General features: G+C 34.5%; 14 protein-coding genes. 11 read left to right on the top strand and 3 right to left on the bottom strand.

Annotated elements, in window-relative coordinates; translation table 11 throughout:
• Window positions 1–8: 8 nt before the first annotated feature.
• The gene (locus LKACC16343_RS02110; protein ID WP_056952210.1) at window positions 9–1,148 is read left to right on the top strand and encodes a glycerate kinase family protein; all 1,140 of its coding nucleotides are present in this window, start codon (window positions 9–11) and stop codon (window positions 1,146–1,148) included.
• 72 nt (window positions 1,149–1,220) lie between these two features.
• Here the strand turns inward: LKACC16343_RS02110 and LKACC16343_RS02105 are convergent, their stop codons facing one another.
• The gene (locus tag LKACC16343_RS02105) at window positions 1,221–1,655 is read right to left on the bottom strand and encodes a GNAT family N-acetyltransferase (protein ID WP_056952212.1); all 435 of its coding nucleotides are present in this window, start codon (window positions 1,653–1,655) and stop codon (window positions 1,221–1,223) included.
• Window positions 1,656–1,738: 83 nt separating this feature from the next.
• Between LKACC16343_RS02105 and LKACC16343_RS02100 the strand changes: the two genes are divergently transcribed.
• From LKACC16343_RS02100 to LKACC16343_RS02080, 5 genes are all read left to right on the top strand, one after another.
• Complete coding sequence (locus LKACC16343_RS02100; RefSeq protein WP_056952215.1) at window positions 1,739–2,590, top strand: fructosamine kinase family protein; 852 nt, start codon at window positions 1,739–1,741, stop codon at window positions 2,588–2,590.
• 82 nt (window positions 2,591–2,672) lie between these two features.
• Window positions 2,673–3,005 (top strand): hypothetical protein, encoded by a 333-nt coding sequence (locus LKACC16343_RS02095; RefSeq protein ID WP_056952218.1) that lies wholly within the window; start codon window positions 2,673–2,675, stop codon window positions 3,003–3,005.
• A gap of 179 nt (window positions 3,006–3,184) precedes the next feature.
• Complete coding sequence (locus tag LKACC16343_RS02090) at window positions 3,185–3,493, top strand: PTS sugar transporter subunit IIB (RefSeq protein ID WP_056952220.1); 309 nt, start codon at window positions 3,185–3,187, stop codon at window positions 3,491–3,493.
• 27 nt (window positions 3,494–3,520) lie between these two features.
• The gene (locus LKACC16343_RS02085; protein ID WP_056952223.1) at window positions 3,521–4,738 is read left to right on the top strand and encodes a PTS sugar transporter subunit IIC; all 1,218 of its coding nucleotides are present in this window, start codon (window positions 3,521–3,523) and stop codon (window positions 4,736–4,738) included.
• A 1-nt stretch (window position 4,739) separates the two neighbouring features.
• On the top strand, window positions 4,740–5,069 hold the full coding sequence (locus LKACC16343_RS02080; RefSeq protein WP_056952227.1) for a PTS lactose/cellobiose transporter subunit IIA: 330 nt from the start codon (window positions 4,740–4,742) through the stop codon (window positions 5,067–5,069).
• 156 nt (window positions 5,070–5,225) lie between these two features.
• On the opposite strand, the gene LKACC16343_RS02075 is transcribed toward LKACC16343_RS02080, so the two are convergent.
• Together LKACC16343_RS02075 and LKACC16343_RS02070 are read right to left on the bottom strand one after the other, a co-directional pair.
• A complete protein-coding gene (locus LKACC16343_RS02075) occupies window positions 5,226–6,191 on the bottom strand; it encodes an AEC family transporter (protein WP_056952230.1) in 966 nt (321 codons plus the stop codon).
• 35 nt (window positions 6,192–6,226) lie between these two features.
• Entirely contained in the window at window positions 6,227–7,849 is a 1,623-nt protein-coding gene (locus LKACC16343_RS02070) for a malolactic enzyme (protein WP_056952233.1), read from the bottom strand.
• Window positions 7,850–8,081: 232 nt separating this feature from the next.
• On the opposite strand from LKACC16343_RS02070, the gene LKACC16343_RS02065 reads away from it, so the two are divergent.
• The 5 genes from LKACC16343_RS02065 (at window position 8,082) to LKACC16343_RS02045 (ending at window position 11,615) form a co-directional block, all read left to right on the top strand.
• The gene (locus LKACC16343_RS02065; RefSeq protein WP_056952236.1) at window positions 8,082–8,951 is read left to right on the top strand and encodes a LysR substrate-binding domain-containing protein; all 870 of its coding nucleotides are present in this window, start codon (window positions 8,082–8,084) and stop codon (window positions 8,949–8,951) included.
• A 536-nt stretch (window positions 8,952–9,487) separates the two neighbouring features.
• On the top strand, window positions 9,488–9,769 hold the full coding sequence (locus LKACC16343_RS02060; protein ID WP_056952238.1) for a helix-turn-helix domain-containing protein: 282 nt from the start codon (window positions 9,488–9,490) through the stop codon (window positions 9,767–9,769).
• Between the two features lie 2 nt (window positions 9,770–9,771).
• Window positions 9,772–10,224: a low molecular weight protein-tyrosine-phosphatase gene (locus tag LKACC16343_RS02055; protein WP_056952241.1), complete on the top strand. Its 453-nt coding sequence runs from the start codon at window positions 9,772–9,774 to the stop codon at window positions 10,222–10,224.
• Between the two features lie 48 nt (window positions 10,225–10,272).
• Window positions 10,273–10,851 carry a PTS sugar transporter subunit IIA gene (locus LKACC16343_RS02050; protein WP_082604521.1) on the top strand — a complete coding sequence of 193 codons (579 nt, stop codon included), beginning with the start codon at window positions 10,273–10,275 and terminating at the stop codon, window positions 10,849–10,851.
• Between the two features lie 62 nt (window positions 10,852–10,913).
• On the top strand, window positions 10,914–11,615 hold the full coding sequence (locus tag LKACC16343_RS02045) for an MgtC/SapB family protein (protein WP_025085295.1): 702 nt from the start codon (window positions 10,914–10,916) through the stop codon (window positions 11,613–11,615).
• Window positions 11,616–11,626: the final 11 nt, after the last annotated feature.

Genomic DNA, 11,626 nt, shown 5'->3' with positions numbered 1-11,626 from the left:
GGATTATGATGAAAATAGTTTTGGCTCCAGATTCATATAAAAATTCATTAACAGCTAAAGAAGTCGCTACTGCGATGCATAAGGGATTTGCTAAAGTTTATCCAGAGGCAGATTTTGTTGATGTGCCAATGGCTGATGGTGGTGAGGGAACCGTTCAATCTTTAGTAGATGCTAAAAATGGGCAAATTATTACTGAAGAAGTAACTAATCCTTTGGGGTATAAGACAGAAGCTCACTATGGCTTGATTGATGATGGTAAAGTGGCTGTGATTGAAATGGCCGAAGCAAGTGGAATCCAGTATATTAATCAATTTACTCAAAATCCTTATATTACAACAACCTTTGGAACTGGTGAATTGATAAAGTCAGCTATCCAAAAGGGCGCAAAGACTATTATTATCGGAATTGGCGGGTCAGCTACTAATGACGGTGGTGCTGGAATGGCTCAGGCTTTAGGTGCTCATTTATTGGATGAAAAAGGTCAGGAACTCCAATATGGTGGTGCTATGTTGGAAAAACTAGATAAAATCGACACTACAGATATGTTACCAGAACTAGCTGATGTAAAAGTTGTCATTGCTTCTGATGTAACAAATCCGTTAACGGGTCCTAATGGCGCTAGTCATGTCTTTGGTCCTCAAAAGGGTGCTAGTGAAGAAATGGTCGAGTTCTTAGATAAGGCTTTGTCTCATTATGCTGAGGTTCTAAAGAGAGACCTTGGAAAAGATTTGGAACAAGTACCTGGTGCGGGAGCTGCTGGTGGATTGGGAGCTGGATTATTGGCCTTCACTCATTCAGAAATGCGTTCAGGAGTCGATATTGTGGTTGACTACACTGATTTAAAAGACAAAGTAAAAGATGCTGACGTGGTAGTAACTGGTGAAGGACAGATTGACTTTCAAACCAAATTTGGTAAAACACCAATTGGTGTTGCTAAAGCAACTAAAGCGGTTAATCCTCAAGCTACTGTTATTGCAATTGCCGGTTCTGTTGGTGAAAAGATATCGGAGCTTTATCCTTTAGGAATTGATGCAATTTTTACTTGTGTACCTGGTGTAGAGGAATTGTCAAAGGCTATTCAGGATACTGATAAGAACCTACAGCAAGTTTCTGAGAATATTGCTCGCTTAATTAAGAATACCAAATAAAAAATGAAAACAGCACTTATTTAGAATAAACGTACATAATTACGTCTCTAAGTAAGTGCTGTTTTTGATTCTCTATTTTTTCATGTATAGAATGGGATAAGGATTGCCGGCATCATCAGTTTCAGTTCTTCGATAAGTTTTGAATCCAAGGTGTTGGTAGAATCCGATAGCCTGTGGGTTCTGTTCGTTAACCGTCAATTTGTTTACATCAAAATTTTTAATACCATAGTTAATTAATTGTTTACCTAAGCCATGACCGCGGAATTCAGGAGCGACAAACAGCATCTCAAGTTCCTGATGAGAAATGCCCATAAAAGCCACAGGTTTTTCGTTCTCTGCGATGATTAAATTAGGGATTTGTTGTAGAATTTTTGGTAAAGATGTCTTGATTTCTTGAATCGATGTTTCAGACAAAAAGGAATGAGTGGCTCTAACGGATGCTTCCCAGACATTTGTCAGTTGATTTATTAAATCGTCGGATCTTTCAGAAATTATTTTTATTTTCAAAATGTACCTCAAGATGAATTTTCTCATTAATGTAGTAGTTAGTTATCATTATATCAGAGGCTAAAAGAATAAGAGGGATATTAATGCTGATAGATGAAAGTTGGTATAAAGAACTAGATTTGGGCAAAATTGAGGAAGTCCAAACTGTTTCTGGAGGCGATATAAATTTAGCTTTTAAGATAATTGCTGATACGGGTGAGTATTTTTTAAAAGTTCAGCCCGATAATAACGAGAGCTTTTTTGATCATGAAGTCGAGAGTCTCAATTTGATCAATTCAGTTGCCAATGCTCCTAAAGTTGTTCGAAGCGGAACTTTCTGTGATAGTGGGTATCTTATATTGAATTATATTCATTTTGGGACTGGCTCACAGTATGATTTGGGCCAATTGGTAGCAAAGATGCATCAACGCCATTCATTACGTTTCGGCTTGGGACATGATGTTTTGAATGCTAAGAATCCCAAAATCAATACTTGGCGTGCTAACTGGGGAGATTTTTATATTCAACAACGTTTAAACGTTTTAATCAATGAGGTTCAGAAGAAGAATTTGTGGAACGATGAAAGAGATAAAATGATGCGCCTATTTGAGGAAAAGTTAATAGAGTATTACCAAGTTCATCCAATCATACCAAGCTTGATGCATGGGGATTTATGGAATGGTAATGTCGGATTTCAACAGGATCAACAACCGATTCTATTTGATCCTGATGTTTTCTTTGGCAATCGTGAAATGGATATTGCCATGACTTTGTTGTTTGGAGGATTCAATGAAGAATTTTATCAGGGTTATCAAAACTTGTATCCTTTAGATAAAGATTGGCAAAAAAGAGTACCTTGGTATCAAACTTATTACTTATTGGCTCACTTAAATCTTTTTGGTGAAACTTATGGGGCCAGTTTTGACAATGTTTTGAAACAAAGTGTTGAAAATTAAGCCTATCATCCTTGTCAATCTATAGAAATAAGAGAGATACTATAAGTAAAGACAGTTTCATTTTAATGGGAGTGGATTAAGTATGAATAATGAAATCAAATATATCATGAATGAGTTAACAGTTATTTATGGTTTTTATCAGGATAAATTTAGCTTAAAGAGAATTAAAAGCTATATCTTGAGTATGCCTGAAGGTTCAAAGATAGTTAAAGTCGAAGAAGGACTCATTCCAATGTATGATCATAATGTGAACCTGTCAATTGGGAAATTTAATGATGATACTGATTCTGTCAGTTTATTATTAGTGACACATACTATGGTCAAAGAACGAGATATGGCAGCTATTGCTAGTGATTCCAAGCGGGTTGCGGATTTAGTTAATCGTTTGATTGGTTTGATTTCACCTCAAAAATAGAATATTTTACCGATATTTTGGTCAATAATTGTCGAAATCTTATGACAGTTGTTGGCCTTTTTTGTTGATTTAAGGCCATTTCTTGAAGATTGAATTATTAAAGGTAAATTTGACTTCTATTTTTAACTTCTTTAAATTGAATAAATGCATTAAATAAATTAGTCAATTGAGGAGAGAATATGAGTTTAAAAGTATTATTGGTTTGCGGTACAGGTGCATCTTCAGGGTTTATGGCTGTCAGCATGCGCAAAGCTGCAAAAAAACAAGGGTTAGACTACCAAATTCAAGCACGTAGTGAAGCTGAATTGGAGAATTATTTAGATGAAACTGACGTTATCATGATTGGTCCACACTTATCCTTTATGGAAGCAGAAATTAAGCAGGTGGTATCTGGTACCAAAAAGAAAGTAATTCTAATGAATCCTGATTATTATGCAATGTTAGATGGAAAGCAAGCTTTGGAACATCTTCAAAGTGTACTCAACTAAAAACGGAGAAAAGGATTTGAAATAATAATGAACAGTTTTATGGCAATCTTTAAAGAGAAAGTAGCACCAAAGATGGATCGAATCAGTCGGAATATCTGGATCAGTATTTTAAAAGATTCAATTCTTCAAACGTTACCATTTATTCTAGTTAGTTCAGTGATTACCTTTTTGGGCTTATTCGCTAATATTTGGAAGTGGTGGCCTGATTTATCAGGTATCAGTAATTTTACTTTTGGTATTATTTCGATTTTTGTGGCATTTTTAATTCCATTCAACATGATGGAGAAAAAGAAGCTGCCTAAGCAGAGAATTATCTCCGGTTTAACATCATTAGGTTTATTTTTATTATTAACCAATCCAGTGATGTCTAAAGATGGTGGCGCTACTTTTGAATTCAGCCACTTTGGGGCTGGAGGAATGTTTGTTGCCATTGTCTGTGGTATTTTTACAGCTTTAATTATGGAATTCTTTGGTAAATTCAGTTTCTTTGCTAAAGATACAGTAATCCCTGATTTTGTAACAGCTTGGTTTGATTCGATGCTGCCAATAGGTATCGTGATTACTGTTGGCTTTATATTAGTTAATGTTTTGAAAATAAATGTTTATCAAGTAATTATTCAAATGTTTTCTCCATTGGCTAGTATTGTAGAAACTTTACCTGGTTTTGTGTTAGTTATGTTGATCAATTGTTTAATTTATTCAATGGGAATTTCTACTTGGATTCTAACGCCAATTACAACACCAGTTTATTTAGCCGCTATTCAAGCTAATCAGATCCATGGAGCACAGAATATTGTTACTGGGGAGACAATGTTCTCAACATACTTATGGATCGGTGGGGTCGGTTGTACGATGCCATTAGTATTAATGATGTTATTTTTAGCCAAATCTCAGCGTCTAAAAGTTTTGGGTAAAGCTTTTATCATTCCTAGTATCTTTAATATCAATGAACCAGTAGTTTTTGGATCAATTGTTTGGAATCCTTATCTGATGATTCCGATGTGGATTCAAGGTGTTATTTTGCCAATTATCGTTTGGATAGGACTAAAAACTGGTTTAGGTAGAATACCTGATGCGGTCTTTCAAATGTGGTATGTGCCATTTCCAATTAATACCTGGATCAATGGACATACAATTGGTTCAATCATTCTAGTAGTAATTATCTTTTTGGTAGCGACTTTGATTTGGTATCCCTTTTTCAAAGCGTATGATCGTGAATTAGTAAAAAAGGAAACAGGTAAATAAGATGATGAATGAAGCAGAAAATAATAGTGATTTACGCCAAACAATGCAGATGATTATTTTTTCAGGAGATGCTAGAAAATTTATCATGCAGGCTCTAGATTTGGTCGGAGAAGCTAAATATGATGAGTCTGAACAATTATTAAAGCAAGCTCATGAAAAGCTCTTAACGGCACATGCATTGCAGACAGACAAGATACAGAAAGAGGCGGAAGGTGAGAAACTGGAGTATTCTGTTTTATTCACCCATGCCCAGGATACGATGATGTCAGTTAATACTGAATATAATTTGGTAAAACATCTAATTGAAGTATTCAAAAAGCGTGACCATTAAAAAAGCTCCTGAACTCGGATTATTCCAAGCTCAGGAGCTTTTTTGTTATGTGTTAGATATAAAAATCAGTTGAAAGAATGAACACGGAAAGCCCAATCTTTAAATGAATGTGAAAAGGTATTTATAGGAGGTTTTGAATGTGTGAATTGTTCTTAATTAGATCAAGTTTGCTACTTGCATAAGAATTGGAACAACGATAACGAATAGAACGGTTGAAGTTGTAACAAGGTTTGTTGCATAGTCGACATCACCATGTGATTGGTCAACCAAGATAGGTAGAACAGCAAGTCCAGGAGCAGCAGATTGAATGATGAATGAGCTACTTTCTAGAGCAGGTAAGTTAGTACCCATCATTGATTTACCTAACAAGATGATACTGATCATCAAAGCAGGAGCAATGATGAATCTACCGACTAAGGCAAGGATTGTATCACGGTCAAATTTGATAGATTTCAAACCAGCATCAGCTAAGATAATACCAATGTAGATAAGTGACATAGGTGTAACGATACCACCGACCATGTCTAAAGTCTTGTTGATCCATTCTGGAACAGGAATTGCTAGTAGTAAGAAGACTAATGAAACTAAGAAACCAACAAGTGGAGCAGGTAGAAGTTTCTTCCAGTTAAAGTCTTTCTTAGCACCTTTTTCAACTGTTGGATCATCACTTGAGATGAAGAAGATACCAACGGCCCAAGTAGAAATTGTGTTCATAACATAGTAAACAAGGAAATAAGGTAAACTCTTTGTACCAAATAGAGCCATGTTCAATGGTAAACCAATGAAGATAGTATTAGCATTAACGAACATGTTAATGAAAGTACCACGACGACCTTTTCTGATACGGAATACTTTAGTTAAGATCCAAGCTACGATGTAACCTAGAGTAAAACTGGCGAAGGTAAAAATTAAACCACCAGATAAACTAGCTAATTTATCTCTGTTCAAATATTTAAGAACAGAAACGAAGATAGAAGCAGGTAAAGCAATTTTCATGATAATAAATGAAATATTACCCTTGAATTCATCACCTAGACGACCGGATCCTCTTAACCAGTATCCTAAGGCGATAACAATAACGATTTCAGCAACACTCTCTAGTGAAGTGATAAATGCAGCCATAAAAATAATTCCCCTTTATTTGACAAATTTATATATTAATATTTAGGTTCCCACTTAAGGTCAGCAACAGCCTTCTTAGCATCAGTAGCAGATGACAATTTTTCGTCAATAGCTTCTTGTGCGACACCCTCGGCAACAGTAATACTGAACTTATCTAGTTTTGAAACAGGAGGCAATACTGCAGCACCTGGTTCTGTAGGATCAACGATACCACCCAATGAGTGAGCAGCTTTATTGATCATACCATCGCTAAGCAATTTAGCGTTAACAGCCATTGAACCAAGACCAAGACCAGGGTACACCAAGGCATTGTTAGCTTGTCCAATATTGTAAGTTACACCATTGTATTCGATTGGATCAACCGGAATACCAGTTGCGATAAGAGCTTTACCATCAGTCCACTTCAAAAGATCTTCGGCCTTAGCTTCAGCAAGTTTTGTAGGATTTGATAATGGGAAGATAATTGGACGTTCAGTGTGAGCAGCCATTTCCTTGATGATTGATTCAGTGAAAGTACCAGGTTGTGTTGATGTACCAACAAGAATTGTAGGGTGAACAGCTTTAACAACTGCTTCCAAGTTTGTTAGTTCGTCAGCGTTAGCAAATTCACTACGTTTTCTAGTAAATGGTTTTTGTTCTGGTGTTAAGCCTTCAGTATCATCGAACAATAGACCTTGCTTATCAACTAAGTAGAAGTGTTTCTTAGCTTCTTCTTCAGATAGACCTTCTTCAACCATTGAGTCAAAGATTCTCTTTGTAATACCAGCACCGGCAGTACCAGCACCAAATGATAGGTAAACTTGATCAGTAAGCTTTTGTTTAGAAATGTTCAAAGCACCAAGGATACCAGCAAGAGTAATAATACCTGTACCTTGAATATCATCGTTAAATGTAAGAATTTGATCTTTGTACTTGTTCAAGATATTGGCAGCATTGCTACGACCAAAGTCTTCAAAGTGAAGATACATGTTAGGGAACAAGTTTTCAGCAGTTTCAACGAATTGGTCAACAAAGTTGTAATACTTGTCGCCAGTAACACGTTCGTGATGGTTACCCATGTATAAATCATCGTCAAGTAATGACTTTCTGTTTGTACCTACATCAAGAACAACAGGAAGAACTGACTTAGGATCAACACCAGCAGCAGCTGTATAAACCATCAATTTACCAACAGAGATGTCAACACCTTGGACACCCCAGTCACCAATACCAAGAATACCCTCACCATCAGTAACAACGATAAGTTTGATGTCACGGCCCTTAGCAGCATTCTTTAATGATGCTTCGATGTCATCAGGATCATCGATTGATAGGAAAGCAGCATTTTGTGGATCTAAGAAGAAATGACTGTAATTTTCAATTGTGTCAGCAATTGTTGGATCATAAACAACAGGCATGAATTCATAAACGTGTTTGCTGAATAGTTTATAGAACAAAGTAATGTTTTCGTTGAATAAATCCATCAAATACATTCTCTTATCAAGGAACGTACTCTTGTTTGAATAGTTTTCATAAGCTTGTTCAACTTGTTGATCCAAAGTTTGAACGAATGGTGGAAGCAAGCCTTCAAGATGATTTTCTTTTCTTTCTTCTTTAGTAAAGGCAGTACCTTTATTTAAGAAGTGATTATTTAATAAATCTAAACCCTCATATTTCATAGAATTAATTCCTCCTAATTAATTTTTTATACAAGTAAACACTATAATAATTGATATACGATTATATATCGTATTATATAAAATAAATTTACAGATAATGAATTTTATATATAGTCCACATGGCATATTTATTATTGGTGTTCGTAAATAACTTTCGTATGGTACTATAAAACATAATAAAAAATATAGTCAAATATATCGTCTTCAATAAATAAAATTTATAGGTGCAAATATGAATATAAAGGATTATCAATATTTCAAGAAATTGTCAGAGTCTAAGAGTTTTTCCGATACGGCTAATTTTTTTAGCGTTAGTCAACCAACTATTACTTATTCATTGAAAAGGTTGGAAGATACTTATGGAATTTCTTTAGTTAAACGAAAAAGCTATGCTAATTCACTGTCATTGACATATGCTGGGGAGCAACTGTTGTCTCATATAAATAAAATCTTGTTGGAAGATGATTTGATTAATGATGATATGGAAAGAATTAAACGTCAGAAGATTGTTATGGGCTGGCCACCAATTATTAGTAATTATGTTATTCCTAAAGTGTTTGATCAGCTACGGGATGCCAATTTATTGAATATGATTGTGCCTAGAAGAGACAGTTCTCGTGAATTGTTGTCAGAGTTAAAAAATGGCAAAATTGATTTATCCTTATTAGGATCAACAATTTTGCCACAGGAAGATCAGCTGGATTATCAATTAATTAAAGAACATCATTTTAAGTTCATTGCCTCAGCAAATCGAGATGTTTCTAATATTACTTCGGTTGAAAAACTATTTAATGAAGATTTTATTTCATTGGATGAAAAATCTGTTCACAGCCAAGTTTTAGAAAGAATTATAGAACGCTATAATGTCAAGCCTCATACAATGTTTAAAACAAACGATTATCGCTTGATGTTAAGTTTAGTTAAGCAGGATAAGGGCTTTAGCTTTGTTACTGAGACAGCTATTCAAGATGTTCCAGGAATTCAAGAAATCCATATTAATGATTTAGATTTACCATCATTTTATATTTTGTTTGTTTATCGACACAATATGATTGGTAATCAGATTCTAAAACAACTGATGGAAATCTTTAAAAATATTTAGATAATAATTTTTAGTTATAAATATAATATGGTATACAGGTCTAGCCCATTTTAGTAAAATATAATTTGTCAATTGATATTAATGAATTGGCTATTGGGGAAAAAGGATTAATTATATTAGTAAATTAAAATGCTATATCTCATCAATGTAGTGTTCAATTTTGTAAATATATTATGTAATTATCACTTTTTATAAGTAAAATGGGTTAGAAATTTATGGGATAGTTGTGTTTAAACAGCCCATTTACTGAAAAAGGCCATGTAGAGAGGCCTTTTTTTAGTGAGAAACTGATTTATAAAAAATTGTCGACTTTTGTAAACTTACTTATAATTATATATAACTATGTTAGTATTATTTATAGACAAGGGTTTGTGCTAAATCTTTGTTAGATAATTATAAGAATATGAAATTGATGGTAGTTCCTCCCTGAGCTGCCATTTTTTTGTGGTTTCAATACGCTAAACTTTGTTATACCAATAAGGGTATTGCGTTCTATGGTATAATTTTTTGTAATAAGCTATTTAGGAGTTTTTAGTATGAATTACAATGTTAGTCAACAAAAAGAAATTGCCCAATATGCGGTAGAGCATGATAACAATTATAAGGCTACTGGTGAGAAGTACGGAATTTCATACCAACAAGTAGCTGCGTGGGTGAGAAAGTATAAGAAATCGCAGGCAAAGCCAACAAAGAAGGCTGAAGAAGTTTCTCAACCTCGACAGGAGTCACAACCAAATATGTTGGACGTTTTGAGTCGAAAAGATCCTGTTCTAGAAGCTCAACTACATGAAGTTAAGAAGAGATTAGGATTGTTATAATTATGAAAAAAATCATCTTCGTTTGTTTAGGAAACATCTGTCGTTCGCCAATGGCAGAAATGATGATGAAACAGTTAGTTGATGAACAAGGCTTGAATTCAATAATTAAAGTTGAATCACGGGCTACATCAACTTATGAGATTGGTAATACACCTCATCCTGGGGCTATTGCTGAACTGAAGAAAAGAAACGTTCCTATTATTAAGCATGTTGCTAAGCAAATAACTACTCAGGATTTTGATGAGGCTGATTTGATCATCGGTATGGATGAACAAAATATTGCTGATTTGAAACAAATGGCACCTATTTCTGATAGAGATAAAATCCGTATGGCTTATGAAGCCTTGAATAGTACTGCAGTAATTGAAGATCCCTGGTATGATCATAAGTTTGATCGTACCTATCGTCAGTTGGCAGAAGTTTTGCCTATTTGGCTAGAAGAACTAAGATCCTAAAAGTCAAACTCTATTTGAGGTTTTGACTTTTTTTGTTATGGAGGTTGTATGATGCATCAATCATTGTGGAACCAGTTAAGAAATGCTTTTAGCAAGAAAGAAAAGGACAATAATACTATTTTAACTAATGATATTAATGATCCTCAAAATAAAGTACGTAGTAAGGAAGAGGAGACTAGTGATTTCTCGCAAATCTTGAAGTCACAAAATGTCAGAGTGGATGTTTCTGCCTCTTCTGAGGACGAGTTATTACATTATCTAGCCCAATTTGCCTGTGAGAAACAATCTGGTTTGGATGAAGAGAAAATATATGGGCAGTTCTTGCTACGTGAACAGCAGGTGTCAACTAATTTAGGTGATGGCATTGTTTTGCCTCATATTATTGATGATTCCGTTAAAGAGTTGACTATGTTAGTTATAAAACTTAATAATCCAATTATGTGGGATGACGAGAAAATTGATATGGCTATCAGTTTACTAATTCCTAAGACTGAGCCCAATTTTTTGCACGTAAAGTATTTAGCCAGTATTTCGCTTTTGCTATTAAAACCAAATTTTCGTTATGCATTAAATGAGGCTACTAGTCCTGAACAGATAACCGATATGTTTATTAATAGTAATAATTAAAAAAACAGGTAATAATGTTATAATAATTGAGTTGTTTAATGAGAATATTGGAGGGATCATTTTTGAGCCAGTTAAGTGTGCTAAATGTTGTAATTCGACTTCTATTGGCTGTGATATTTTCAGGTATTATTGGATTGGATCGGGCATATAAACATCGTCCTGCCGGTTTAAGAACACATATCTTGGTCTGTTTAGGTGCTTGTATCATTGCAATGATACAAAAGAATATTGGGTTTGATGCTTTGGAGATGGCACGTCAGTATCCACAATATAAAGGCGTTTTGCGAGCTGATGATGCTCGTTTAATAGCTCAGGTAGTTAGTGGCATTGGATTTTTAGGTGCTGGAACAATTATTGTGGAACATCACTCGATTCGTGGATTAACAACTGCTGCCAGTCTTTGGGTAGTTGCTTGTCTAGGAATCGCTATTGGTATGGGTGATTATATAATTGCTATAGTTGGTTTCTTAGTGGTTTATGCAGTTTTGGGTTTCTTGAAGAAAATTATCAAGATCAGTCCCGTCCGGAAGTTGAAAATTGAGTATAAACACAAATTAGATACTAAGAAATTTATTGATGAGTATTTTCAAAGACATGATATAACAGTTGAGGGTGTAAGGTTTAGCGTATCTAATTTCAATGATACGAAGATCTATACTAATGTTTACTCAATTGATTTTGGAAAAAATATTGATTATGTTGACATCGTTGAAGGATTGTCAATGAATGAGAATGTTATTAAGGTGGAAACGATTAATGTTTAATAAAGTAGGAA

Origin of the sequence: Companilactobacillus bobalius (genome assembly GCF_002179915.1) — a bacterium.
Taxonomy (GTDB): Bacteria; Bacillota; Bacilli; order Lactobacillales; family Lactobacillaceae; genus Companilactobacillus; species Companilactobacillus bobalius.
Note: the sequence above shows the minus strand (reverse complement) of the source record. Positions and strands in the feature narration are given on the sequence as shown.

Coding starts and splice junctions, on each gene's coding strand:
- LKACC16343_RS02110 (WP_056952210.1), top strand. CDS start 9: ATGAAAATAGTTTTGGCTCCAGATTCATATAAAAATTCATTAACAGCT.
- LKACC16343_RS02100 (WP_056952215.1), top strand. CDS start 1,739: ATGCTGATAGATGAAAGTTGGTATAAAGAACTAGATTTGGGCAAAATT.
- LKACC16343_RS02095 (WP_056952218.1), top strand. CDS start 2,673: ATGAATAATGAAATCAAATATATCATGAATGAGTTAACAGTTATTTAT.
- LKACC16343_RS02090 (WP_056952220.1), top strand. CDS start 3,185: ATGAGTTTAAAAGTATTATTGGTTTGCGGTACAGGTGCATCTTCAGGG.
- LKACC16343_RS02085 (WP_056952223.1), top strand. CDS start 3,521: ATGAACAGTTTTATGGCAATCTTTAAAGAGAAAGTAGCACCAAAGATG.
- LKACC16343_RS02080 (WP_056952227.1), top strand. CDS start 4,740: ATGATGAATGAAGCAGAAAATAATAGTGATTTACGCCAAACAATGCAG.
- LKACC16343_RS02075 (WP_056952230.1), bottom strand. CDS start 6,191: ATGGCTGCATTTATCACTTCACTAGAGAGTGTTGCTGAAATCGTTATT.
- LKACC16343_RS02070 (WP_056952233.1), bottom strand. CDS start 7,849: ATGAAATATGAGGGTTTAGATTTATTAAATAATCACTTCTTAAATAAA.
- LKACC16343_RS02065 (WP_056952236.1), top strand. CDS start 8,082: ATGAATATAAAGGATTATCAATATTTCAAGAAATTGTCAGAGTCTAAG.
- LKACC16343_RS02060 (WP_056952238.1), top strand. CDS start 9,488: ATGAATTACAATGTTAGTCAACAAAAAGAAATTGCCCAATATGCGGTA.
- LKACC16343_RS02055 (WP_056952241.1), top strand. CDS start 9,772: ATGAAAAAAATCATCTTCGTTTGTTTAGGAAACATCTGTCGTTCGCCA.
- LKACC16343_RS02050 (WP_082604521.1), top strand. CDS start 10,273: ATGATGCATCAATCATTGTGGAACCAGTTAAGAAATGCTTTTAGCAAG.